Origin of the sequence: Streptomyces sp. NPDC100445 (assembly GCF_044759735.1) — a bacterium.
GTDB lineage: Bacteria > Actinomycetota > Actinomycetes > Streptomycetales > Streptomycetaceae > Streptomyces.
The window spans coordinates 29,458-53,457 of record NZ_JBIVZV010000016.1; the positions used below are offsets into that span (position 1 = coordinate 29,458).

Sequence of the window (24,000 nt, forward strand, 5' to 3'; positions counted from 1 at the left end):
GCCGGATGTCAGGGCGCCGGCCGGAACAGGACGAGCAGCCCGGCCCCGTACCAGCCGGCGAACACCGCGCCGCTGCCGTACACCATCCAGCGCACCTCCCGGCGGATCCTGGCCAGCGCGGGCGCCGGGAGCAGCAGCAGGACGGGCAGGAACGGCAGCATGAAGCGGGGCTTGGAGTACGGCGCACCGGACGCCCCGGCCATCAGCAGCCAGGCGCCCGCCACGAGCAGCACCAGCGGCCACGGCACCCGCCGGTCCAGCGCCAGGGCGACGGTCCCGACGGCTACGGCGGCGAGCGTCGTGAGCACGGCCACGTACCGCATGTCGGGCGAGTGCGCCCCGGCGGCGTGGCGCAGGAAGTGGAGGGTGCCCCGGCCCAGGTCGAAGGACTGCCCCCAGGCCCGCTGCGCCGCGAACCAGCCCGTGACCGAGCCGATCCGGCTGCCGAGGTACAGCCAGCTGCCGGCCAGGCCCAGCGGAGCCAGCACCACCGCGGCCAGCGGGCGCACCCCGTCCCGGCGGCCGGCCAGCGCCACGACCCCCGTCAGGGCGGTGACCGCGACCAGCACCGACGCGGTGGGCCGGACCGTGCCGGCCAGCGCGCACAGCAGCCCCGCCGTCACCCACCTCCGGGCGACCAGGGCCACCAGCGCCCACGTCAGCACGGCGGTGAAGACGGCCTCGGAGTACGGGATCCACAGCACGAACGCGTACGGCGAACACGCCCACAGCCCGACGCACACCAGGGCGGCGCGGCTGCCGACCACGGCCCGGGCGAGGGTGTGGATGCCGCTCGCCGCGACCGCCCCGGCGACCCAGGAGACCAGCACACCGGCGTGGGCGAGGGTCAGCCCGGTCACCGCGTGCACGGCCCGGATCAGGCCGGGGACCAGCGGGAAGAAGGCGATCGTGCTGTATCCCGGCACCCCGTCGGCCCGGAGGGGGAGCCGGTCGGGGTAGCCGTGCGCGGCCACGGACAGGTAGTTGGCCGCGTCCCAGCGGCCGAGCAGGCCCGTCACCCCGTGGCCGAGGTGCCGGTTCAGCAGCAGCAGGACGGCGAACCCGAGGAGGGACAGCGCCAGCTGGAGGGCGACCGCCCGGCAGGTCTCGCGCGGGACGAACACGATGTGCGCGGGCCGGCGGCGCACCGCCTGGCGCAGCCGGGCCCGCAGGCTGCCGGGCGCGCCCGGCGACCGGCCGGCGCCGAGGGCCGTCGGAGGGACCAACTGGGCCACGGTGACTCCCCGGGGGTGCGGTGGGTGCGGGTACGGCTCGGCGCGGCGGTGCCCTGCGCCCGTCTCACCTCAGCAGGCTCGCCACCAGCCGGGCGGCGCCGCGGATCCGTGGCCGGGCCACCTGCCGCACCACCGGCCGGATCACCCGTGCCGCCGCCCCCACCGGACGCCACCGCAGCTGGAGCCGGCCGGGGTCGCGGCCCTCCGGTTCGACGACGATCTCGTGCGGGGCGGCGCCGGAGCGGTAGGGCACGCGGACGGCGCGCCCGGGGAACTCCGGCGGGGCGAGCAGCAGACCGGTGTGGGACAGGCCCTGCTGGTCCAGGCGGACCACCGGGTGCCGGACGCCCTCGAAACCCTGGAGGGGCAGCCGTGCGGCGGCCAGGTCGAGGCGGACGGTGCCCTCGAACACGCCGGGCCGGACCGGGTCGAGGCGGAAGGGGACCGTCATGCGGCGCCCGGCGGGGGAGAGCAGCAGGCAGGCCCGCTGGGGGCCGACCGGGAGGCGCAGCCCGGGGTCGTAGGTGCGCACGGCGAGGACCAGGGCCGGCCCGGGACCGTGGCGGAGGTCGGTGATCTCGTGGCGGAACAGGGCCGTGGGGAACGGCCGGGTGCCCAGCTCCAGCTCGGACAGGTCCAGTTCGCGGCGGGCGCGCTCCGTGGCGGGGACGGTGTCGCCCCAGTACGGGCGGCCCGCCGCGTCGACGGTGACCCGCCGCGGCGCCACCCCGTGGCCAAGGCCGCGCGCCGCCAGCCGGGCATCGTCGGTCCGGCCGTCCCGCAGCAGCTCCAGCACGACCCGCTCGGCGCGGGGCAGCCGGGCGTAGGCCTCGGGGGCCAGCGTGTCCAGGTAGGGGTTGACGAGGCCGGCGAAGGAGGTCAGCCACTCCTCGTCACGGTAGGGCAGGTCGCCCGCGTACATCCGGAAGTCGTGCTTGAGGAACTTGTAGTCCTTGTCCGCCCGCAGCCCGGCGTGCCCGCTGCTCACCAGGAAGTCGTCGATGAGGTGCTGGACGTGGACCCGGTCGCGGACGTTGGAGATGCGGTGCCGCTGGTTGGAGATGGAGGCGGAGGCCGCGTCGGCGAACGGCTCGATGTACCAGACGTACACCGGGTCGGGGATGATCGTGAACGCCCGCGCCAGGCAGTACGCCTGCGCCGAGAAGAGCTGGTCCTCGTAGTGGATGCCCTCGGGGAAGCGGAGGCGGTGGCGGTCCAGGAAGGAGCGGGCGTACATCTTGCTGGTCGACAGGTGCTCGAAGAACAGCCGCGGGTCCGCCCCGATGCCCTCCAGGGTGCGGCGCTCGGCGACCAGGTGCGGCATCCAGGTCGAGCGCCGCCCGGTGTCCACCCGGACCCGGCGGACCGCGCCCATGGTGAAGTCGACCTCCCGTTCCCGGTGGGCCGCGAGCAGCGACTCCACCGACCGTGGCGGGAGTTCGTCGTCGCTGTCCAGGAACATCAGGTAGGGCGCCCGGGCGATCTCCACGGCCCGGTTGCGCGGCGCGCTGCACCCACCGCTGTTGCGGGGCAGACGGAGGTAGCGGATGCGGTGGTCCCGGGCCGCCAGCTCCCGGGCCACGGCCGGCGTGTCGTCCTCGGAGTGGTCGTCGCTGATGACGATCTCCAGGCCGGGGTGGGTCTGGGCGCGCACCGACGCGACCGCGCGGGGGAGGCGGGCGGCGTCGTTGTGGACGATGACCGTGACCGTGACGTCGGGGCGGGTCATGCCGTGGCCTCCTCGGGTGTCGGGGCGGGGGTGCGGTCCTCCAGCGGCAGCACCGGCGGCAGCGACTCCTCCGGCTCGCCCAGGAAGACCCGCCGCACGACCCGTTCGGCGGCGCGTCCGTCGTCGTACTCGCAGAACCGGCGCCGGAACGCCGCCCGCGCCTTGGCCGCGCTCTCGTCGCGCCAGGCACCGGAGGCGAAGATCTCGACCAGTTCCTCCTGGGTGCGGGCGACCTGGCCGGGGTGTTCGGCCATCAGGTCGAAGTAGACCCCGCGGGTGGTCCGGTACGTCTCCCAGTCGTCGGCGTGGATCACGATCGGGCGGTCCAGGTTGGCGTAGTCGAACATGATCGACGAGTAGTCCGTGACCAGCGCGTCGGCTGCCAGGCACAGTTCCTCGACGGGGTCGTAGGAGGAGACGTCGATGATCCGGCCGGAGCGGCGCAGCCCGGTCAGCGGGGAGGCCGTACCGCCGTAGAAGTAGTGCGCGCGCACGAGCAGCACCGTGCGGTCGCCGAGGCGGTCGGCGAGGGCGGCGAGGTCGAGGCGGGGGGTGAACCCGGCCTCGTAGTCGCGGTGGGTGGGGGCGTACAGGACGGCCGTCGTGCCGGGGGCGATGCCGAGGCGGGCGCGGGCCGCGCGGACGTCGGCCGCCGTGGCGCGGTAGTAGACGTCGTTGCGCGGATAGCCGTGGTCCAGGGAGGTGTAGCGGGCCGGGTAGGCGCGCTCCCACATCCGGGTGGAGTGGCTGTTGGCGCTGACGCTGTAGTCCCACCGGTCGGTGCGGGCCAGCAGGGCGGCGAAGTCCAGGCCCTTGGCGGCGGCCGGGTGGTCCATCTGGTCCAGGCCCATGCGTTTGAGCGGGGTGCCGTGGTGGGTCTGGAGGTGGATCTGGCCGGGGCGTTTGACGACCGCGTTGGGGAAGTTGACGTTGTTCGTGAGGTACGTGGCGGTGGCCAGGGTCTCCCAGTAGCGGCGGGTACCGGGCACCACGTGGTCGGTGCCGGGCGGCAGCAGCGCCGCGTCGCGGCCGGTCACCACCCACACCGGGTGGATGTGCGGGGCGAGTTCGGCGAGCTTCGCGGCGATGGCGGCCGGGTTGCACGCGACCCCGCGGTCCCAGTAGGCGGCGAACACGGCGAGGTCGGGGCGGAGCGGACGGTTCAGGGCGCGCCGGTACTGGTGGTCGCGGACCTTCGTGCCCAGTCGCCGCCGCTGCGTCCGCACGGTCCTGCGGGCCGCGCGCCGGGTGCGGTTGGCGGCCTGGAACGTCCGGTAGCGGTGGTAGGCCCCCTCCTCCAGGAGCGCGTGCCGCACACCCTCCAGGCCCGCCGGCCGCCGGTGGCCCTCGGGGCGCCAGCGGAGCGCCGCCAGCGAGGCGCGCCGGAAGAACTCGCGGGCCACGGGGTCGGGCAGGTCCTCGCGGGCGAAGGTGCGCAGCAGGTCGCGCACCATCAGGTCGTACAGCACCGTGCGGACGGCGCGGCGCTCCCCGGTGAGCGGGAACAGCGACTCGTAGCGGTCGACGAGTCCGAGCCGGTCCTCGGGGGCGCGCGGCGGCAGGCTCTCGGGGCGCAGCACGCGGTTGTCGTACGCCGCCTGGTTCAGGCAGGCGACGCGGCCGGCGCGCAGCAGGGCCGCGTGGGCGGCGCGCGGCTCGTCGTCGGTGCCGAGCTCCTCCTCGTGCGCCCGCCAGAACGCGGCGCGCAGCGCGCGGTTGCCGAGCAGCGGGCTGAGCCGCAGCAGGTGGGCGGCCTCGGCCAGGGGCAGCGGGGCGCGGCCGACGGCGGCGAGGTGGCGGCCGTCCCGGGAGGGGGTGGCGGCGGTCTGCCAGGTGGTGGTGACGTGGTCGAGGAGGAGCACGTCCACGGGGTTGCCCGGGTCGCCGGGGTCGGGCTCGGTGCCGGCGGCGTCCAGTTCGGCGGTCCGCTCGGCGATCAGGCGGGGCGCGCCGGCCGGCAGGCCGTCCTTGGCGTGCACGAAGTGCAGCCAGCGGCCGGCCGCGCGGGCGGCGCCGGCCGCGCGGGCCGCCGCGTCACCGGTGCCCTCCGGCAGGGCGACGGTGACGGTGTCCGGGGTGTGGCGTTCGGCCGTCTCCCGCGCCCACTCGCCGACCGCGACGACGATCACCTCGGCGTCGGTGAGCGGGTGGGCGTCCAGCGAGTCGAGGAGTTCGGTCAGATGCCCCTGGGTGTTCGGCCCGTAGACGATCAGGCTCAGCTGGGGCATCGCGGGGGGCTCCTTCGGCTCGATGTCTCCGGGCACACCATCCATAACATACTGTCATTAAACGGATGAAAGGGATAAGCGTGCCCGGTGTGGGAGTCCGTCCGGGGCCGTTCAGGTCGTGGCGGCCGGCTTCGCGGCCGGCTTGGCCGCGGGCTTGGCGGCCGGCTTCTTCTCGCCCGTGAAGGCCTCGTACTCCTTCATGACCTCCTCCGTCGGCCCGTCCATGCGCAGCTCGCCGCGCTCCAGCCACAGGACCCGCTCACAGGTGTCGCGGATCGACTTGTTGTTGTGGCTGACCAGGAAGACCGTGCCCGCGTGCTGCCGCAGCTCGCGGATGCGCTGCTCGGAGCGCTTCTGGAAGGAGCGGTCGCCGGTGGCCAGCGCCTCGTCGATCAGCAGGACGTCGTGGTCCTTGGCGGCGGCGATGGAGAACCGCAGCCGGGCGGCCATGCCGGAGGAGTAGGTGCGCATCGGCAGGGTGATGAAGTCGCCCTTCTCGTTGATGCCGGAGAAGTCGACGATGTCCTGGTAGCGCTCCTTGACCTGCTCCCGGGACATGCCCATGGCGAGGCCGCCGAGGTGCACGTTGCGCTCGCCGGTGAGGTCGTTCATCAGGGCCGCGTTGACGCCGAGCAGGGAGGGCTGACCGTCGGTGAAGATCTGGCCGTTCTCCACCGGGAGCAGCCCGGCGACCGCCTTGAGCAGGGTGGACTTGCCGGAACCGTTGGTGCCGATGAGTCCGATCGCCTCGCCCTTGTAGGCGACGAACGACACCTTCCGCACCGCGTGCACCCGGCGCACGCCGGCCGCCTGCTCGGTCTGCCTGCGGCGCAGGATGCGGTTGAGGGCGGCGGTGGCGGAGCCGCGCCCCGCGCCGGTGCCGTTGACCCGGTAGACGATGTCGACGCGGTCGGCGACGACGGTGGGCACCTTCTCGGCCGCCCCGCCGGCCGGGAAGGTCCCGGCCGCCTCGATGGTCCCGGTGGTCCCGGCTGTCTCGATGGTCCCGGTGGGCCCGGTCGTCCCGGGAATCTGCTCAGCCACGGCCGTACGTCTCCTCAGCCTTCCAGAAGTAGATGAAGCCGCCGATGCCGGCGAGCAGGGCCCAGCCGATGGCCGCCGCCCACACGTGCGGGGGCAGCGACCGGGCGTGGAAGCTGTCGATCAGCGCGAACCGCATCAGGTCGATGTAGACGGCGGCCGGGTTGATCTGGAGCAGGACGGTCACGACGTGCGGCAGGTGGTCGTGCTTGGTGATCTTGTCGATGCTCCACATCACGCCGGACACGTACATCCACGTACGCAGCAGGAAGGGCATCAGCTGGGCGATGTCCGGCGTCTTGGCGCCCATCCGGGCCACGATCATGGACACGCCGGCGTTGAACGTGAACTGGAGGACGAGCGCCGGGACGGCCAGCAGCCAGGAGGCGGCGACGGGCACGCCGAAGCAGAGCAGGATGACGACCAGCGCGGCCATCGAGAACAGCAGCTGCTGGAGCTGCTGGAGCGCGAAGGAGATCGGCAGCGCGGCGCGCGGGAAGTGCAGGGCGCGGACCAGCCCCAGGTTGCCCGAGATCGCCCGGGTGCCCGCCATGATCGAACTCTGCGTGAAGGTCCAGATGAACACGCCGGTGACCAGGAAGGGCACGTAGTCGGGTACGTGCTGCTTGGTGCCGAGCAGTACGCCGAAGATGAAGTAGTAGACCGCCGCGTTCAGCAGCGGGTTCATGACCTGCCACAGCTGGCCGAGCTTCGCCTGGCTGTACTGCGCGGTGAGCTTGGCGGTGGCGAACGCGCCGATGAAGTGGCGCCGCGCCCACAGCTGGCGGACGTACTCCGGCAGGGAGGGGCGGGCGCCGCTGACCGACAGGCCGTGCCGGGCGGCCAGGGCCGCGAGGTCGTCGTCGGTCCGGGCCCGGGTGGGGGGCGGTGTGTGGAGGACCTGGCTCACATCCGCTGCTTTCGCTCGGGGGGAGGGGCTGCTGCGTCCGGCTGCCGCCGGGGGTGCCGCGTCCGGGTCCCGTCGCCCGGCGTTTCCCCGTGTGTCTCTTTACGTTCTTTACGTCGGGACGGGACCGTATCGTCGCAACGCGAGCGTAGGCCCAATCGACGTCGGAACGCAACCGTTTCGTCGCTACGGCCTATGCTGTGCGGCATGACGACGAACGCCGCCGAGCCCGCCGACGAGCCGCCGGCGCGTCCGCGCCGCCGTGCCCCCGCCGGGGCCGCCGTGCTGCGGGAGGACGTGACCGAGGCCATCCGTGCGGCCGTCTTCGAGGAACTGGCGGCCGCCGGCTACGCCCGGATGTCCATCGAGGGGATCGCGCGCCGGGCGGGCGTGGGCAAGACGGCGGTGTACCGGCGCTGGCGGTCCAAGCTCCACCTGGTCCTCGACGTCGTCTCGGCCCTGGCGGTGACGGGCTTCCCGGCGCCCGACACCGGCTCCCTGGAGGGTGACCTGCACCTGCTGTACGAGGTCACCTCCCGGGCCCTGCGGCACCCGGTCGCCTCGCAGGTCATCCCCGACCTCCAAGCCGAGGCCGCCCGCAACCCCGACCTCGCCGAGGCGTTCCAGAAGGCGCTGCGGGACGGCCAGGAGGGTGTGGCCAGCGGGATCGTGGCGGCGGCGGAGCGGCGCGGCGAACTGCGCGCCGGCATCGACCCCGACCTCGCCCTCGACCTGATCTCCGGGCCGCTGTACTGGCGGTCGGTCGTCGTCCGCGCCCCGAAGCCGCCCAAGGGCTACCTGGAGCGGCTGGCGCGGGCCACGGCGGCGGCGCTCAGGGCGCTGTGAGCCCGCGGCGCCGGCCGGTCGCCCGGCGCCGCGGTCACGAGCGCGCCGCCTCCGGACGGACGCGCACCCAGCCCTCCCACGCCGAGGCGATCATGTCCTGCACGTCGTGTTCGGCCTGCCAGCCCAGCTCCGTGCGGATGCGGTCGGCGCAGGCGACCACGCGGGCGGGATCGCCGGGGCGACGGGCGGTGACGACCGGGGGGCGGTGGTAGCCGGTGACCGCGTTGACGCGGTCGATCATCTCCCGGACGGAGACGCCCTCGCCGCGGCCGATGTTGAGGGTCAGCGCGGTGCCCGGGGCGGAGCGCAGGGCCCGCGCGACGGCCACGTGCGCCTCGGCCAGGTCGACGACGTGGATGTAGTCGCGCACGCAGGTGCCGTCGGGGGTGGGGTGGTCGTCGCCGAAGATGCGGGGCGGCGCGCCCTCGGTGAGCCGTGCGAAGACCATCGGGACCAAGTTGGACACGCCCGTGTCGGCGAGTTCGGGGGTGGCCGCGCCCGCCACGTTGAAGTAGCGCAGCGAGGCGGTGGCGAGGCCGGCCGCCCGGCCCGTGGCGCGCACCAGCCACTCGCCGGCCAGCTTGGTCTCGCCATAGGGGGAGAGGGGGCGGCAGGGGGTCTCCTCCGTGACCAGGTCGACGTCGGGCATGCCGTAGACGGCCGCCGAGGAGGAGAGGACGAAGGAGGGGACCTCCGCCGCCGTCACCGCCGCCAGCAGGACGCGCAGGCCCTCGACGTTCTCCCGGTAGTAGTGCAGCGGGCGTTCCACCGACTCGCCCACCTGCTTCTTGGCCGCCAGGTGGACGACCCCCGTGATCCCGTGCCCGGCGAGCGTGCGGGCCAGCAGCTCCCCGTCCAGGGTGGAGCCCCGCACCAGCGGCACCTCGGCCGGCACCCGCTCGGCGAGCCCGGTGGACAGGTCGTCGTAGACGACCGCGCGCTCGCCCGCCTCGGTCATCGCCCGGACGACGTGCGCCCCGATGTATCCGGCACCACCGGTGATCAGCCAGGTCATGTGCGGCCGTCCCTCGTCAGTTCGTCGGGTTTCCCAGGGTGCCCCCGGTCCCAGTGAAACAGGCGGCGGCGGAACCGGCCGCCGGCCACGGCGAGCACCCCGCGCACGCCGCTCGCCACGCGCACGGCGAATGCGCCGGAGTGCGTGGCGTACGGCCGTACCAGGAGTACGCCGTGCGCGACGCTCGGTACCGCGCGACGGCGCAGCCGACCGGCGCTCGTCCGGGCGTGCGCCGTGACCGCGCGCCGCCCGCCGTCCGCGAAGCGCACGGTGAGGCGCAGGTCCCAGATGCCGGTACCGAGCCCGGCCAGGTCGACGGGGACCTCGGCCGACCAGAGGGCGGCTCCGCGGGGCGTGAGCGCGGCCGTCGCGCGCCCGCGCGTGCGGTCGTCGTCGCGCGCCTGCCACACCACGTCCACCCCGACCGGACCCGCCCCGGCCACCCGGCCGTACATCTCGTGCAGGCGGAGGCGCAGCGCCGAGGCACGCGCGCGCGGGCGCAGCTCCGCGTCCACCGCGAGGGGCAGGGCGGGGACCGGCCGGGTCAGCAGCGCGGCCAGCGAGACCTGGGGGAGGGCGGGGGACCAGATAGGCGTGCCGTCGGCGGCGCGGGCGTAGGGCGGGAGCAGGCGCGCCGGGCGGGCGGCGAGTTCGCGCAGCCGGGGCAGGTCGCGGGGTTCGGGGGACGCCAGCACGACCCGTCCGAGGAGCCGGCCCGGGGCGCCGGGGTCGGGCGCCCAGTCGGTGTCGTCGAAACCCGCGAGGTGCCGCCGCGCGAGCGCCCACCACGCGCGCCGGTACTCCGCGTCGCGCAGGCCCAGTTCGCGCGCGTACATGCGCAGTTCGTGGTCGAGGAACTTGGCGCGTGCCGCCCGGGCCAGCTCCCGCTGCCCGGCCCCCAGCAGGATGTCGTACGCCAGCGCGCACGCCTCGACGCGCGCCGCCCAGTTCTCCACGCGCTTTCGGTCCAGCGAGAGCGACAGCCGCTCGGCCGACCGGCGGACCTGCCACACGTACACCCGGTCCGGTACGAGGACGACGCGCGGGCCCGCGGCCAGTACGCGCGCGCCGAAGACGAAGTCCTCGTAGCGGAAGCGGCCCTCGGGGAAGCGGATGCCGTGGTCGCGCAGGAAGCCGGTGCGGTACAGCTTGTTGACGCACAGCGTGTCGTGGACCAGCCGGGGGAGCTGGGCGGGGCGGGCGAGGACGCGGTGCGTGGGGTAGAGGAACGCCTGCCACGGCCGTTCGCGCCCCGACGGCAGCTCCCGGCGCACGCACAGCCCGCCCGCGACCTCGGCGCGCGCCCCGGTGGCCGCCGTGAGCAGCGCGTCCACCGCGCCGGGCGGCAGCACGTCGTCGCTGTCCAGGAACATCACGTACGGCGCCGTCACCGCGTCGATCCCGGCGTTGCGCGGGCTGCCGCAGCCGCCGCTGTTCACCTCCCGGCGCACCACCCGCAGCCGTGGCTCGACGGCGGCCAGCCGGGTGAGCAGCGCGACGCTGCCGTCGGTGGAGCCGTCGTCCACGGCGACGACCTCGGTGACCGCGGGCCCCTGGGCCAGGGCCGAGCGCACGGCGTCGGCCACGTGGGCGCGGTCGTCGTAGCCGATGACGACGACCGCGGCCCGGGGCGCCGGGTGCGGGGCCGGTGGTTCTGGGGACATGGGCCTCACCCGTCGGACGGTGTGCTGTGCAGGTGAATCGTCCCGTCAGGGGGCGCTGAACGCCCGGGCGCGCAGGCGGTCCGAACCGGGCCAAGGCTCCGCCGGCGGCCCGGTCTCGCCGGCCGGTGGCCGGGCGTCCCGCCACAGCCGCACGAAGGACAGCACGGCGGCCGCGGCCAGCAGCCCGTTGCGGGCCAGCATCAGCAGACAGCCGGCCCAGGTGCCGTCGACCACCTCGCGGTAGCACATGGGGAACACGACGGTGCTCAGCGCGGACGCCGCCAGGACGAGCACCGCGACCGGGCGCTGGCTGGTGCGGCGCGAGGTCAGGCAGACGGCGGCGAGCCCGATCAGCCAGATCATGTACTGCGGGCTGATGACCCGGCTGGTGACCGTGAACAGCAGCACCGCGCTCAGCGCCGCGTCGTACGGCGTGGCCTCGCTCCAGCGCCGCGCCCGCACCCGCCACAGCAGCAGCAGTCCGCCCGCGACCGCGGTGAGCGCGAGCGAGGCCGTGGCGACGGCGTGCACGTGCGGGCCGGTGAGTTCGATCGCGCCGTACTGGTAGCGGGTGCGGCCCGGCCAGCCGGCGTGCCGGGCCAGGTTCAGCGCCGTGCCGCCGAGCGACTCGACCTGCACGCCCCGGCCGCTCTGCTCGCGCAGGAAGGACAGCGGGTGGGCGAGGAAGACGGCGAGCAGCCCGAAGCACACGGCCCCGGTCACCGCCGCCCACGTCCACGCCGTACGGGTGGACCGCCCCCGGGGCGTGCCCAGCAGGACCAGCGCCGGCCACACCTTCACCAGGGCGCCCAGCGCCCCGAACACCCCTCCCGCGCGCGGGGAGCGGGCCGACGCCAGCAGGGACAGCACGGCCAGCGCGGTCACCTCGGCGTCGTACCGGGCGAGCGGCAGGTGCAGCAGGAGCGGCAGTCCGCCGGTCCACACGGCCGCGCCGAGCAGGCTGCGCCCGGGCCGGGTGCCCGCGCGGACCAGGGCCGCCGCGGTCACCGCGTCCACGGTCAGGGTCAGCAGCACGAACGCCTGGAAGTAGGACAGCCACGGCAGCAGACCGGGCGCCAGCAGCACCGCGCCCGCGCCGGGCGGGTACTGCCACAGCGTGTCGTGCACGGGGAAGGAGCCGTGCGCGAGGACGCCGTACCAGTGGAAGTACAGCCGCCACACCTCCCGGGACACCGCCCCGCCGCCCAGCAGGGGGGCGGTGCCGTGCGTGAGCAGCCACAGCATGAGGGCGCGGGTGGTGAGCCAGAGGACGGTGAGGGCGAGGACCGGGCCGGGGGTGACACGGAGACGGTTCATCACATGGGAGCCTAAGCCGAGCGGATGGGGTATCCATGCCGATACGCCGTCAATGACCTACAAAGGTTGGCTAATCGCAAAAGATCGGGCCATGGTGAACGTCGGGCTTCCTGTGCAACCGCAGTCGCGTCGGGCGGCCGGAGCGGCCGGCGCCGCGCCGGCCGGTACGGCGGGCCACGCGCCCCGCCGGGTGCCCGGGTGGTCCCGGGAACGGCTGGGCCGCGCCGGGGCCGTGGGCGTGCCCGCGCTGGTGATGGCGGTGCTCGGGCTGTGGGGGCTGGACCGGGGCGGCATGTGGCGCGACGAGGCCGTCAGCTTCCAGGTCGGGCGCCGCACGGTACCGCAGATCTGGCGGCTGCTGCACGAGGTGGACGCGGTGCACGGCCTGTACTACCTGTTCGTGCACGCGGTCCTCGCCGTGCACCCCGGCGAGGTCGTCCTGCGGCTGCCGTCGGTGCTCGCGGCGGCCGGCACGGCGGGCCTGGTGGCCGCGCTCGGCTGCCGGCTGGCCCGGCCGCGGGTCGGCCTGTGGGCCGGCCTGCTCTACGCCGTCGCCCCGATGGCCGGTCACTACGCCCAGGAGGGCCGCTCCTACGCGCTGGTCGCGGCCGGTGCCACCGGCGCGACGCTGCTGTTCGTCCGGGCCGTGCGGGGCGGCTCGTTCTGGCCGTACGGCATGGTCCTCGCGGTCACCTGCTGGCTGCACGAGTTCGCGGTCCTGCTGCCGTTCGCCCACGCGGTGTCGCTGGCGTTCGCCCGGGCGGGGGCGCGCACGTGGCGGCGGTTCGGGGGCGCGGCGGGCGCGGTGGTGCTCGCGCTGCTGCCGATGGTGCTGGTGTCGCGGGGGCAGGCGGCGCAGGTGGCGTGGCTGCGGACGCCCACGGCCGAGACGGCGGGCGGCCTGCTGCGCACCTTCCTCGGGCCGGCCGACGAGGTGTACTGGGTGTGTCTCGCGCTGGCCCTGCTCGGGCTGGCCGGGATCGCCGGGCGGCGGGGCGAACTGACGTGCGCGGGCGTGGGGTTGCCGGTGGCGGTGGTGCCGCCGGCCCTGCTGATGCTGGCCTCGCAGGTCTCGCCGCTCTACGTCGACCGGTACGTGCTGTACGCACTGTCGGGGGCGCCGCTGGTGGTGGCCGCGGGGGCCGAGCGGCTGGCGGACGTGCTGGAGCGCCGGCGCCCGGACCGGCGCGGGGCCGCCCGCTCCGGGGCACCGGCACCGCGGTCCCTCGGGGCGGCCCTCGCCGGCGTCCTGGCCGTCGCGCTGTGCCTGCTCCACCAGTTCCCCCTGCTCCAGCGGGACCGCGACCCCGCCCACCGGCCCGACGACCTCGCCGCGGTCTCCAGGGCGGTCGCGCGGGAGGTGCGCCCCGGCGAGGCGGTGCTGTTCCTGCCGGCGCAGACGCGGAACGCGGCGCTCACCTATCCGCGGGCGTTCCGGGGGACGCGGGACCCGGCGCTGGTGGCGGGGGCGGCCCGGTCGGGCACCCTGTACGGGCGGGAGGCCGGGCCGGATGAGCTGCGCCGCAGGCTGGCGCGGCTGGACCGGGTGTGGGTGGTGGCGGACCGCGGGCTGCTCGCCGGCCGCTGGGTCCCGCGCGATCCCACCGAGCGGACCGAACTGACCGTGCTGTGGCAGCAGTTCACGGCGGCCCGGGAGTCCGTGCGGGGCGGTGTGACCGTACGGCTCTACGTCCGCCCGGACGGCGCGCTCCCCGGGGTCCCGGTCAGCGCGCGTCCCGGGACTCCGCCCGGGCCGCCGCGTCCAGCGCGGTGGTGAGCTGGTCCAGCCGGGCGCGCAGGCCGGCGATCTCCGCCAGGTCGAAGCCGGTCGCCGTCATGATCCGGCGGGGCACCTCCACGGCCCGTTCGCGCAGGGCCGTGCCCTCGGCGGTGAGCCGGACCCGTACCGACCGCTCGTCCTCGGCGCTGCGCTCGCGCCGGACCAGGCCCGCCGTCTCCAGCCGCTTGACCAGCGGGGAGAGCGTGCCCGAGTCGAGCCGCAGCTGCTCGCCGAGCGCCTTGACGGGCAGGTCGCCCCGCTCCCACAGCACGAGCATCACCAGGTACTGCGGGTAGGTGAGCCCGAGGTCCTTCAGGATCACGCGGTAGACGCCGTTGAAGGCGCGGGACGCGGCGTGCAGCGAGAAGCAGATCTGGCGGTCGAGGCGGAGCCAGTCGGCGTCGGGCGTGGTGGTCATGGTTCGAGGATACCTCTCGTAGCCCATTTAGTTGTGCGCAATTCAGTTGTGTGCTCTACTTGTGGTCGTCGTGATCCCCGGCGGATCCGGCAGCACACCCCACACCGAGAGGGATGGTCTTCCCATGGACGCGCTCTACACCGCTGTCGCCACCGCAACCCACGGCCGCGAGGGCCGCGCCGTCTCCTCCGACGGCCGCATCGACCTCGCCCTCGCCATGCCCGCGGAGCTGGGCGGCGACGGCCAGGGCACCAACCCCGAGCAGCTCTTCGCCGCCGGTTACGCCGCCTGCTTCGGCAGCGCCCTCGGCCTGGTCGGACGCCAGGCCAAGGTCGACGTCAGCGACGCCGCGGTCACCGCCGAGGTCGGCATAGGCAAGCAGGGCGAGGGCTTCGGGCTGAAGGTCACCCTCCGCGTCGAGTTGCCCGGGACCGTGGACGAGGCGACCGGCCGCAAGCTGGTCGAGACCGCCCACCAGGTCTGCCCGTACTCCAACGCCACCCGCGGCAACATCGAGGTCGACCTCGTCATCGAGTAGTCGCGCCGACCCCGTCGGGGGGCCGGTCCCGGCCGGGACCGGCCCCCCGACGCGCACCGCTCACGCCGGCCGCGCTCCGCTCACGTCGACGCCAGCGCGTCCGGCGCCGCCGCCTGCCCCGGGATCCGCGCGGACTCCGCCTCCGGCATCGGCTCGCCCAGCAGCAGGGTCCGCACGACCCGTTCGGCGGCCCGTCCGTCCTCGAACTCGCAGAACCGGGCCCGGAACGCCGCCCGCAGCCGCGCCGACTCCTCGTCCCGCCAGGCACCCGAGCCGAACAGCCGGGCCAGCTCCTCGTGCGAGCGGCAGACGTGGCCGGGCGGCTCGGCGGTGATGTCGAAGTAGGTGCCCCGGCTCGCGGTGTACGCCGGCCAGTCGTCGGCGTGCACCACGATCGGCCGGTCCAGGTTGGCGTAGTCGAACATCACGCCCGAATAGTCGGTGACCAGCACGTCCGCGGCCAGCAGCACGTCCGCCACGTCGGGTTCGCCGGTCGCGTCGACCACGATTTCGCGCCGGTCCAGCTCGGTGAGGCCGAGCCCCCGCGCCGGGCCGTTCACCAGGGACGGGTGCAGCCGCACGACGAGCGTGTGCCCCTCCCCGAGGTCGGCCGCGAACCGGGCGAGGTCGACGCGGTCCACGTGGCCGCCCCGCCGGTAGTCCCGGCGGGTCGGCGCGTACAGCACCACCGTGTGGTCCGCCGGGATGCCGTGCCGCTCCCGGAAGTCGCCGGTGCCGCCGTTCACCAGGACGTCGTTGCGCGGGCTGCCGGTGCGCACCGAGGTGAAGTGGCAGGGGAACGCCCGCTCCCAGACCAGCTCGGAGTACCGGTTGGCGACCAGGCTGTAGTCCCAGCGGTCGGCCCGGCGCAGCATCTGCGGCACGTCGAAGCCGAGCCGGGCACCCGGCTTGTCCAGCAGGTCGGCGCCCAGGTACTTCAGCGGGGTGCTCCGGTGGGTGTGGACGTGCACGCTGCCGGGCCGCTTGGCCAGGGCGCCGGGCCAGTTCACGTCGTTGACGAAGAACGTGGCGCGCGCGGTGACCTCCAGGTAGCGCCGGGAGCCGACGACCACGTGCTCCACGCCGGACGGCAGCCGCTCCGCCGTCTCCGCGTCCTGCACCACCCACACCCCGCGCAGCTGCGGGGCGATCTCCCGGGCGGCGGCGTAGACGGCCGCCGGGTCGCCGAGCAGGCCCTGGTGCGAGGAGGCCGAGTAGACCACCAGGTGCGGGTCGAGCGGCCTGCGGGCGTGCGCGGCCGCCCAGCCGGCGCGGGCCCGGACACCGGCCGCCCGGCGCACCTGGACCGCCCGCCGGGCCGCCTCCCGGCCGGCCCGCGCCGTCTGCCGCCGCAGCCGGTACCCGGTCCAGGAGCCCTCCAGCACGGCGGTCCCGCCCTCCGCCCGGGCGCCCTCCGGCTTGTGCCGGCGGAACAGCTCGGCCGTGCGGCGGAAGAACTCGGCCTTGTCGGCGGGCGGCAGCCGGTCGGGTTTGGCGAGGATGTCCAGGCAGTGCTCGCCCATCTTGCGGTGCAGGTAGGGCCGCCAGCCGGCCAGCTCCGGGTGCTGCTCGACGAAGGCGAAGACCCGCTCGTACTGGTCGTGGACGTCGAAGTGCTTGCGGCTGGTGGTGGACAGGATGTTGCCCTGCCGGCGCTGCCGGTAGTTCAGGCAGATACGGTCCAGCGCGGCGATCCGGCGGGCGCTGAGCAGGACCGGGAACGTCCAGGGGGTGTCCTCGTAGTAGCCCGGCGGGAACGCGAAGCCGTGCTCCGCGACGAACTCGCGCCGGTAGACCTTGTTCCACACCACCATCAGCAGGTCCAGGATCTCGGGGCGCTCGGCCGCCGTGAAGGTCCCGGCGCCGGCCTCGGCCAGGATGTGCGCGAGGACGTTGCGGCGGGTGCCGCCCCACCAGTACGTGCGCGCGTAGTCGAAGACGAGCACGTCCGGGTCGGCGGTCTCCTCCAGCCGGTCGGCGACGGCCCGCAGCGCGCCCGGGGTGAGGGTGTCGTCGCTGTCCAGGAAGAACAGGTAGTCGCCGGTGGCGTGCGGCAGGCCCGCGTTGCGGGCCCGCCCGAGGCCGACGTTCTCCGGCAGATGCAGCACCGTCACCCGCGGGTCGCGCGCGGCGTACTCGTCGAGGATCGCGCCGCAGCCGTCCGGGGAGCAGTCGTCCACGGCGATCAGCTCCAGGTCGCCGAAGGACTGGCCGAGCACCGAGTCCAGGCACTCCGGCAGGAAGGCCTGCACCTTGTAGCAGGGCACGATCACGCTGAAGCGGGGCACGGCGGGTCAGCTCCTCACGAGGGTCGCGGCGGCGGGGGCGGGGACGCGTTCCGCGAGCGGGATCACGGGCGGCAGCGCCTCGGGCGGCTCACCGAGCAGCACCCTGCGGACGACCCGTTCGGCGGCCCGCCCGTCGTCGAACTCGCAGAACCGCTCCCGGAACGCGGCCCGCAGCGCCCCGGCCTCCGGGCCCGCGTACGAGCCGTCGCGGAAGACGGCGGCCAGCTCCCGCGGGGTCCGGGCGACCGCCCCGGGCGGCTCGGCCATCAGGTCGAAGTAGACGCCCCGGGTCTCCCGGTAGACGTCCCAGTCGTCGGCGTACACGACGATCGGCCGGTCCAGGTTGGCGTAGTCGAACATGATCGACGAGTAGTCGGTGACCAGCGCGTCCGCGGCCAGGCAGACGTCCTCGGAGGAACGGTGCGCGGTCACGTCGATGATCCGGTCCGAGCCCCGGGAGCCGCCCCGGTCGTAGAAGTAGTGGGCGCGCAGCAGGACGACGACGTCGTCGCCGGCCGCCTCGCAGAACGCCTCCAGGTCCAGGCCGGGCGTGAAGCCGCTGTGGTGGTCGCGGTGGGTCGGCGCGTACAGCACCGCCGTCCGGCCCTCCGGGACGCCCAGTTCCCGCCGGATCCGCGCCACGTCCTCGGCGGTCGCCGTGCAGTAGACGTCGTTGCGCGGATAGCCGTACTCCAGGTGCTCGTAGGAGCCGGGGAAGGCGCGTTCCCACATCCGGGTGGAGTGGCGGTTGGACGACAGGTTGAAGTCCCAGCGGTCGACCCGGCCCAGCAGTCTGGCGAAGCTGCCGGAGCGCGCGGCCACCACCGGGTACGCCGACTGGTCCACGCCCATCGTCTTCAGCGGGGTGCCGTGCTGGGTCTGGAGGTGCACGCTGCCCGGCCGTTTGACGACGCCCTCGGCGAAGTTGGCGTTGTTCACCAGGTACGTCGCCCGGGCCAGCACCTCCCAGTAGCGGCGGGAGCCGATCACCGCGTGCTCCACGTCGCCGGGCAGGGTGTGTTCCTGGCCGGCCTCGACCAGGAACACCGCGCGCAGGTGCGGGGCGAGTTCGCGGGCCTTGGCGTGGATCGCGGCCGGGTTGCAGGCGTAACCGCGGCCCCAGTAGGCGCAGTACACGACGAGGTCCGGGTCGAGCGGGCGGCGCAGGTCGCGGGCGTAGCGCAGCCGGGTCAGCGGCATGTGCGGGCGGGGCAGCGCCTCGGCGGAGCGGGCGGCCACCTGGTTGGCGCCGCGCAGGGCGCGGAACGCGCTGTACGCCCCCGCCGCCAGCAGCCGGTGCTGCACGCCCAGGCTGCCGCCCGGTGTCCGGTGGCCGGCCGGGCGGTGCCGGCGGTGCAGGCGCGCCGCGCGGCGGAAGAACGCCCGGTGCCCGGAGGGCAGCCGCTCCGGCCGGGACGCCGTCTTCAGCACCACCGCGAACAGTTGGTCGAAGAGCGGGCCGGTGCGCTCGGCGGGCAGACCCCGCTCGGCGGCCGCCGTCAGGACCCGCTCCACCTGGTCCAGCAGGGCGTGCTGGTGCGGTCCGGGCAGGTTGAGCCGGCTGCCCTGGCGGCGCAGCCGGTGCCGCACGACGGCCCGGCGCAGCACCGCGATCCGCTCGGCGGCGACGGTGACCAGCCCGCCCCAGCCGAGGTCGGTGAAGTGACTGTCGGGGAAGGTGAGGTCCCGCTCGGTGAGGAAGGCACGGCGGTAGGCGGCGCTCCATGCCGGCAGCTGCACGCCGGTCAGCTCCGGCAGGGCGGCGGGGGCGAAGGCGCCGCCGGGGGCCTTCGCCAGCAGGGGGGCGGCCGGGGTCGTCGGCTCGCCCTCCCACCAGGGGGCGCGCTCGTGCCCGGCGTAGAGCACGTCCGCACCGGCGGTCTCGGCCAGCCGGGCGTCCAGTGCCGCGAGGGCGCCGGGCAGCAGCAGGTCGTCGCCGTCCAGGAACAGCAGGTACGCGCCGGTCGCCGCCCGCATCCCGGCGTTGCGCGCCCCGCCCAGGCCCGCGGACGGCGGCGAGTGGACCGGGGTGACCCGGGAGTCCCGCCCGGCGTACCCGGCGGCCACCGTGGCGGCCGGGGCACCGGGGCCGTCGCTGACGGGGATCAGCTGGAGGTCGCCGAAGGACTGGCCGAGGACCGAGTCCAGCGCCTGGGACAGCCGGCCGGCGACCCCGTGGGAGGGGACGATGATGCTGAAGCGGGGCATTCTGTTCTCTCTGTCGTCGTGCGGACGCGGCCGGGCCGGCCCGCCGGACGCCAGGTGGACGGCCGGCTCGGGGTGGGCCGCGTCGAACCGAGGGGCATGGGAACTCCCGGAGGGACCAACGGTGTTCAGCGGCTCTCGGTGACGGGGAGCGGGTCGGGAGGTTGCGGCGCGGCCACCGGGACGACGCGCGCACCGGCGGCCGGCGCCGGAGTGCGCTCCCCGGGCGGCACCACCGGCGGCAGGTCCGTCTCGCCCAGCACCACCCGTCGTACGACCCGCTCGGCGGCGTGCCCGTCGTCCCACGGGCAGAACCGCTCCCGGAACGCCGCCCGCAGCGCCGCCGCACGCGGGCCGCACCAGAGCCCGGTGGCGAACACGTCGGCCAGCTCCTCGTCGCCGCGCACGACCGGCCCGGGCGGGAAGGCCCGCAGGTCGAGGTAGGTGCCGTGGACCGCCTCGTACGCCTCCCGGTCCGGGGTGTGCAACACGACGGGCCGGTCGAGGTTGGCGTAGTCGAACATGACCGGCGCGTGGTCGGTGAGCAGCGCGTCCGAGGCCAGGCAGAGGCCGGCCGGGTCCGGATGGCCCGAGACGTCGATGATCCCGGTGCCCCGCACGGGGAGGTGGGTGCGGGCCAGCACCACGAAGCGCGGGCCCAGCCGGCGCAGCAGCGGCCCCAGGTCGAGCGGCGGGCGCTGGGTGCGCAGGTGGGCGCGGTGCGCGGGCGCGTACAGGATCGCTACCGCGTCCCTCGGGACCCCCAGCTCCGCCCGCAGCCGGGCCACGTCCGCGGCCGTCGCCCGCTGGAGGACGTCGTTGCGGGGCAGCCCGTACTCCAGCGTGGTGTAGCGGCCCGGGTGCGTCCGCTCCCGGATCAGGGTGGTGTGCCGGTTGCCGGACAGGACGTGGTCCCACTGGTCGACGCCCCGCAGCAGCTCCGCGAAGTCCGTGCCCCGGGCCGCCGCCGGAAGTTCCAGCAGGTCGAGGCCGGTGTGGGCCAGCGGGGTGCCCCGCCCGGTCTGCACGAACACCTGCCCGGGGCGCTTGCGCGTCCGCGCGCCGAAGCCGGTGTCGGCGACCAGGTAGCGGGAGCGGGCCAGCGCCGTCCAGCAGGCGGCGGTGCCGGGGGTCAGTGGACGCGGGCCGGCCGGTGCCGTCCGTTCCTGCCCGGGGCGGACGACCCACGCGGTCCGCACCCGCGGGGCGTGCGCGCGGAACGCCTCCTCCAGCGCGGCCGGGTCGCCGCCGTGTCCGTCGTGCGCCGTGAACACCGCCCGGTCGGCGCGCAGCGGCAGGCACAGCTGGACCCGGTAGTGCAGCCGGAGTACGGCGGTGCGCAGCCCCCGGGCCCACCTCCCGCCGGCCCGTCGCGCGCGCCGGCGCACGGCGGCGGCCAGCCGCAGCGTCCGGAAGGTGCGGTGCAGCCCGAGGCCGACCAGGACGTGCCGTGGCTCCAGCCGGAGCCCGGGGACCCGGTGGCGGCGGTATTGGGCGCGGGCCTGGCGCAGGTACTCGCCGTGGCTGCCGCGCGGCAGCCGGTCCCGCCGGGAGAACACCACGGCGTGGTGGTCGAGCATCCGGCGCAGCAACTCGGGTTTCCAGCGAGCCAGTTCGGGTCGTCCGTCGACGTACGCGAAGACCCGGTCGTACTGCTCGAACAGGTCGAAGTGCTTGCGGCTCGTCGTGCCGAGGATGCTGCCCCGCCGGCGCTGGCGGTAGTGCACGCAGACCCGGTCCAGGGTGGCGAGCGATCCGGCGGTCATCAGCACCGGGAAGGTCCAGGGGGTGTCCTCGTAGTGGCCCGGCGGGAAGCGGAAGCCGTTCCGGGTGACGAACTCGCGCCGGTAGGCCTTGTTCCACGCCACCATCAGCAGGCCGAGCAGCCCTGGCCGGTCCGCCAGGCGGAACGGTGCCGGGCCCTGTTGGTCGAGCCGGCCCGCGAGCTGGTTGCGCACCGTCCGGCCGTCCCAGTACGTGCGGGCGTAGTCGAAGACCAGGACGTCCGGGTCACCGGTCTCCTCCAGCCGGCCGGCGACCGCCCGCAGCGCGTCCGGGGTGAGCGTGTCGTCGCTGTCCAGGAAGACCAGGTAGTCTCCGGTCGCCTCCGCCATGCCCGCGTTGCGCGCCGGGCCCAGGCCCCGGTTCGCGGCCAGGTGCAGGGGCTTCACCCGCGCGTCCCGGGCCGCGTACTCGTCGATGATGGCGCCGCAGGCGTCGGGCGAGCAGTCGTCCACGGCGATCAGTTCCAGATCGGGCCAGGACTGCGAGAGCACCGAGTCCAGGCACTCGGGGAGGTACGCCTGGACCTGGTACGCGGGGACGATGACACTGAACCGGGGCAAGGGACATCCATGGGTCGGACGGCGCGGGCGTTCTGCCCGGCAACGGCCGACGGGGTGACTTGGTTACGGCCCGTACGGCATTCGGGCTACACCGGACGCGGCGCCGACCCCGGCGTCCCTGCCCGAACGCACGGGAAGGGGCGAGCCGTTGCCGGCCCGCCCCGCCAAGCCGTCCCGGGAGTCGGCTACTTGACCGCTCCGGCCATCACCCCGGACACGAACTGCCGCTGGAACGCGAAGAACACGGCCAGCGGGATCACCATCGACAGGAACGCGCCGGGCGCCAGCACGTCGATGTTGTTGCCGAACTGCCGTACCTGCGTCTGGAGGGCGACCGTGATGGGCTGGGTGCCCGACTTGGTGAACACCAGCGCGACCAGCATGTCGTTCCACACCCACAGGAACTGGAAGATGCCCAGCGACGCGATGGCCGGACCGCCCAGCGGCAGCACCACCCGGGCGAACAGGCGCAGTTCACCCGCGCCGTCCAGCCGGGCCGCCTCCAGCAGCTCCCGCGGGATCTCCGCGAAGAAGTTCCGCAGCAGGAACACCGCGAACGGCAGGCCGAACCCGGTGTGGAACAGGATCACCCCGAAGATCGTCCCGAACAGCCCGAGCTTACCGAACAGTTCGGCGATCGGGATCAGCGCCACCTGCACGGGCACCACCAGCAGGCTCACCACGCCCAGGAACCACCAGTCGCGGCCCGGGAACTCCATCCACGCGAACGCGTACCCGGCCAGCGCGCCGATCACGACGACCAGGAGGGTCGCCGGGACCGTGATCAGCACGGTGTTCAGCAGCGAGTGCGTGATGTCGCCGTTCTCCAGCAGCTTCTTGTAGCTGTCCACGGTCAGCCGCGACGGCTTGCTGAGCACCGTCCACCAGCCGCTCGCGCTCATGTCCTGCGGTGTGCGCAGCGAGGAGATGAGCAGGCCGATGGTCGGCACCAGCCAGAACAGGCCCACCACGACCAGGAAGGCCTGGACGAGCCCACCGCTCAGCCGCCCCGCGATCCTCCCGCCGAGTGACGGCCGGCGGGCCGTCACCGGCGCCCCCGCGGAGGACGTCTTGCCGATGCTGTCGGCGGTCGCCGTCATCGCCGTACCTCCCGCCGCAGCCTGCGCATGTTGAACAGCATCACCGGGATCACCAGGAGCAGCAGGAACACCGCGATCGCGCTCGCCACGCCCGGCCGGCCCTCCGCGAAGCCCTTGCGGTACAGCTCCAGCGCCAGCACGTTCGCGTCGTCCTGGGACGAGCCCGGCGCGATGATGAACACCAGGTCGAACACCTTCAACACGTTGATCATCAGCGTGACGGTGACCACCGCCAGGACCGGGGCCAGCAGCGGCACGGTGACCCGGCGGAACACCTGCCACTCGTTGGCGCCGTCGACCCGCGCCGCCTCCAGCAGCTCCCGGGGCACGCCCGCGAGCCCGGCCGCGATCAGCACCATCGCGAAGCCCGCCCACATCCACACGTACGATCCGATGATCGCCGGGGTCACCAGCGCCGGGCCGAGCCACCCGACCCCGCCGTAGGGCTCCCGGAAGTTCTCCGCGGGCAGCCGCAGCCGGGCCCCGTCGGCCGCCGCGGGCAGGGTGAACGTGCCGTCGCCGGACGCCCGCGCGGTGGCGACGACCTTGCCGTCCTTCACCGCCTCGACGCGCATCCCCGCGTACCCCAGCTCGGCCGGGTCCGGCTCGCCCAGCCGTCCGACGCCCTTGCCGCGGGTGAAGTCCTGCCAGGTCGTGCCGGTGACCCTGCCCGGCTCCGGCCGGGCGGCGGCGGCCTTCCGCGCGCCGTCCGGCAGCTGGTCCGGCGCGACACCGACGAGCGGCAGCACGACCGGCCGCCCGGCGTGGACGGCGTCCTTCGTGACGAAGGCGCCCCCCTGGGCGACGAGCGGCGACTCGCGTCCCGGGTGGGCCTTGGGGAACGCCGACGACTGCGCGAACGTGTCGTGCACCCCCACCCACACGGCGTTCGCGACCCCCTTGTCCGGGTCCTGGTCGTAGACCAGCCGGAAAATGATCCCGGCGGCCAGCATCGAGATCGCCATCGGCATGAAGACGACCAGCTTGAACGCCGTGCCCCACCGGATCCGCTCGGTCAGCACCGCGAAGACCAGGCCCAGCGCGGTGGAGACCGTCGGCGCGAACACCACCCAGATCACGTTGTTCTTCAGGGCCGTGCGGATGCCGTCGTCGGTGAACAGGGTGCGGTAGTTGTCGACGCCCGTGAAGCGGTCGCCGGAGGAGTCGAAGAAGCTGCGGACGACCGAGTACCCGATCGGGTAGACCACGAGCGCGCCGAGCAGCACCAGGGCGGGCAGCAGGAACAGCGCTGCCACGGCCTTCCGCGTGCCGGTCACGCTCCTGCGACTGCGGGGCGCGGCGGGGCCCGGTGGGGCCCCGGCCGCCGCTGCCGACGCCATCGCC

Annotated in this window: 17 protein-coding genes; 3 read left to right on the forward strand and 14 right to left on the reverse strand. The window is 74.7% G+C overall.

All coding sequences use genetic code 11. The features are described 5' to 3' along the window. Window positions 1–8: 8 nt before the first annotated feature. The 5 genes from ACIQVT_RS31235 to ACIQVT_RS31255 form a co-directional block, all read right to left on the reverse strand. Entirely contained in the window at window positions 9–1,235 is a 1,227-nt protein-coding gene (locus ACIQVT_RS31235) for a hypothetical protein (RefSeq protein ID WP_403761761.1), read from the reverse strand. A gap of 64 nt (window positions 1,236–1,299) precedes the next feature. Beyond that, window positions 1,300–2,964 carry a glycosyltransferase family 2 protein gene (locus ACIQVT_RS31240; RefSeq protein ID WP_403761764.1) on the reverse strand — a complete coding sequence of 555 codons (1,665 nt, stop codon included), beginning with the start codon at window positions 2,962–2,964 and terminating at the stop codon, window positions 1,300–1,302. Next, window positions 2,961–5,192, reverse strand: coding sequence for a CDP-glycerol glycerophosphotransferase family protein (locus ACIQVT_RS31245; RefSeq protein ID WP_403761767.1), 2,232 nt, complete (start codon window positions 5,190–5,192; stop codon window positions 2,961–2,963). Before ACIQVT_RS31245 ends, ACIQVT_RS31240 begins: the two co-directional genes overlap by 4 nt. A gap of 111 nt (window positions 5,193–5,303) precedes the next feature. Next, window positions 5,304–6,167 (reverse strand): ABC transporter ATP-binding protein, encoded by an 864-nt coding sequence (locus tag ACIQVT_RS31250; RefSeq protein ID WP_403762202.1) that lies wholly within the window; start codon window positions 6,165–6,167, stop codon window positions 5,304–5,306. Window positions 6,168–6,228: 61 nt separating this feature from the next. Continuing rightward, on the reverse strand, window positions 6,229–7,143 hold the full coding sequence (locus ACIQVT_RS31255; protein WP_403761770.1) for an ABC transporter permease: 915 nt from the start codon (window positions 7,141–7,143) through the stop codon (window positions 6,229–6,231). Window positions 7,144–7,347: 204 nt separating this feature from the next. On the opposite strand from ACIQVT_RS31255, the gene ACIQVT_RS31260 reads away from it, so the two are divergent. Beyond that, entirely contained in the window at window positions 7,348–7,986 is a 639-nt protein-coding gene (locus tag ACIQVT_RS31260) for a TetR/AcrR family transcriptional regulator (protein ID WP_403761773.1), read from the forward strand. Window positions 7,987–8,020: 34 nt separating this feature from the next. Here ACIQVT_RS31260 and galE read toward each other — a convergent pair whose 3' ends face one another. The 3 genes from galE to ACIQVT_RS31275 are packed head-to-tail and all read right to left on the reverse strand — an operon-like array spanning window position 8,021 to window position 11,982. Further along, window positions 8,021–9,001: a UDP-glucose 4-epimerase GalE gene (gene galE / locus ACIQVT_RS31265; RefSeq protein ID WP_403761777.1), complete on the reverse strand. Its 981-nt coding sequence runs from the start codon at window positions 8,999–9,001 to the stop codon at window positions 8,021–8,023. Continuing rightward, window positions 8,998–10,665 (reverse strand): glycosyltransferase, encoded by a 1,668-nt coding sequence (locus ACIQVT_RS31270; protein WP_403761780.1) that lies wholly within the window; start codon window positions 10,663–10,665, stop codon window positions 8,998–9,000. Before ACIQVT_RS31270 ends, galE begins: the two co-directional genes overlap by 4 nt. A gap of 45 nt (window positions 10,666–10,710) precedes the next feature. Further along, window positions 10,711–11,982, reverse strand: coding sequence for a glycosyltransferase 87 family protein (locus tag ACIQVT_RS31275; protein WP_403761783.1), 1,272 nt, complete (start codon window positions 11,980–11,982; stop codon window positions 10,711–10,713). 253 nt (window positions 11,983–12,235) lie between these two features. Between ACIQVT_RS31275 and ACIQVT_RS31280 the strand changes: the two genes are divergently transcribed. Further along, entirely contained in the window at window positions 12,236–13,759 is a 1,524-nt protein-coding gene (locus tag ACIQVT_RS31280; RefSeq protein ID WP_403762205.1) for a hypothetical protein, read from the forward strand. Here the strand turns inward: ACIQVT_RS31280 and ACIQVT_RS31285 are convergent. Next, window positions 13,707–14,180 carry a MarR family winged helix-turn-helix transcriptional regulator gene (locus tag ACIQVT_RS31285; RefSeq protein WP_403761786.1) on the reverse strand — a complete coding sequence of 158 codons (474 nt, stop codon included), beginning with the start codon at window positions 14,178–14,180 and terminating at the stop codon, window positions 13,707–13,709. The two genes, ACIQVT_RS31280 and ACIQVT_RS31285, sit on opposite strands and share 53 nt — an antisense overlap. Window positions 14,181–14,304: 124 nt before the next feature. Here ACIQVT_RS31285 and ACIQVT_RS31290 point away from each other — a divergent pair, with 124 nt between their 5' ends. Next, complete coding sequence (locus tag ACIQVT_RS31290; protein ID WP_403761789.1) at window positions 14,305–14,718, forward strand: organic hydroperoxide resistance protein; 414 nt, start codon at window positions 14,305–14,307, stop codon at window positions 14,716–14,718. A gap of 80 nt (window positions 14,719–14,798) precedes the next feature. Here ACIQVT_RS31290 and ACIQVT_RS31295 read toward each other — a convergent pair whose 3' ends face one another. The 5 genes from ACIQVT_RS31295 to ACIQVT_RS31315 form a co-directional block, all read right to left on the reverse strand. Next, the gene (locus ACIQVT_RS31295) at window positions 14,799–17,006 is read right to left on the reverse strand and encodes a CDP-glycerol glycerophosphotransferase family protein (RefSeq protein WP_403761792.1); all 2,208 of its coding nucleotides are present in this window, start codon (window positions 17,004–17,006) and stop codon (window positions 14,799–14,801) included. Window positions 17,007–17,012: 6 nt separating this feature from the next. Continuing rightward, a complete protein-coding gene (locus ACIQVT_RS31300) occupies window positions 17,013–19,214 on the reverse strand; it encodes a CDP-glycerol glycerophosphotransferase family protein (protein ID WP_403761795.1) in 2,202 nt (733 codons plus the stop codon). Window positions 19,215–19,339: 125 nt separating this feature from the next. Further along, window positions 19,340–21,556 carry a CDP-glycerol glycerophosphotransferase family protein gene (locus ACIQVT_RS31305; protein ID WP_403761798.1) on the reverse strand — a complete coding sequence of 739 codons (2,217 nt, stop codon included), beginning with the start codon at window positions 21,554–21,556 and terminating at the stop codon, window positions 19,340–19,342. Window positions 21,557–21,741: 185 nt separating this feature from the next. After that, entirely contained in the window at window positions 21,742–22,656 is a 915-nt protein-coding gene (locus tag ACIQVT_RS31310; protein WP_403761801.1) for a carbohydrate ABC transporter permease, read from the reverse strand. After that, window positions 22,653–23,996 carry a carbohydrate ABC transporter permease gene (locus tag ACIQVT_RS31315; protein WP_403761804.1) on the reverse strand — a complete coding sequence of 448 codons (1,344 nt, stop codon included), beginning with the start codon at window positions 23,994–23,996 and terminating at the stop codon, window positions 22,653–22,655. The genes ACIQVT_RS31310 and ACIQVT_RS31315 overlap by 4 nt, the downstream gene beginning before the upstream one ends. Window positions 23,997–24,000 lie beyond the last annotated feature (4 nt).

Coding starts and splice junctions, on each gene's coding strand:
- ACIQVT_RS31280 (WP_403762205.1), top strand. CDS start 12,236: ATGGCGGTGCTCGGGCTGTGGGGGCTGGACCGGGGCGGCATGTGGCGC.
- ACIQVT_RS31300 (WP_403761795.1), bottom strand. CDS start 19,214: ATGCCCCGCTTCAGCATCATCGTCCCCTCCCACGGGGTCGCCGGCCGG.
- ACIQVT_RS31290 (WP_403761789.1), top strand. CDS start 14,305: ATGGACGCGCTCTACACCGCTGTCGCCACCGCAACCCACGGCCGCGAG.
- ACIQVT_RS31270 (WP_403761780.1), bottom strand. CDS start 10,665: ATGTCCCCAGAACCACCGGCCCCGCACCCGGCGCCCCGGGCCGCGGTC.
- galE (WP_403761777.1), bottom strand. CDS start 9,001: ATGACCTGGCTGATCACCGGTGGTGCCGGATACATCGGGGCGCACGTC.
- ACIQVT_RS31285 (WP_403761786.1), bottom strand. CDS start 14,180: ATGACCACCACGCCCGACGCCGACTGGCTCCGCCTCGACCGCCAGATC.
- ACIQVT_RS31275 (WP_403761783.1), bottom strand. CDS start 11,982: ATGAACCGTCTCCGTGTCACCCCCGGCCCGGTCCTCGCCCTCACCGTC.
- ACIQVT_RS31240 (WP_403761764.1), bottom strand. CDS start 2,964: ATGACCCGCCCCGACGTCACGGTCACGGTCATCGTCCACAACGACGCC.
- ACIQVT_RS31310 (WP_403761801.1), bottom strand. CDS start 22,656: ATGACGGCGACCGCCGACAGCATCGGCAAGACGTCCTCCGCGGGGGCG.
- ACIQVT_RS31245 (WP_403761767.1), bottom strand. CDS start 5,192: ATGCCCCAGCTGAGCCTGATCGTCTACGGGCCGAACACCCAGGGGCAT.
- ACIQVT_RS31315 (WP_403761804.1), bottom strand. CDS start 23,996: ATGGCGTCGGCAGCGGCGGCCGGGGCCCCACCGGGCCCCGCCGCGCCC.
- ACIQVT_RS31260 (WP_403761773.1), top strand. CDS start 7,348: ATGACGACGAACGCCGCCGAGCCCGCCGACGAGCCGCCGGCGCGTCCG.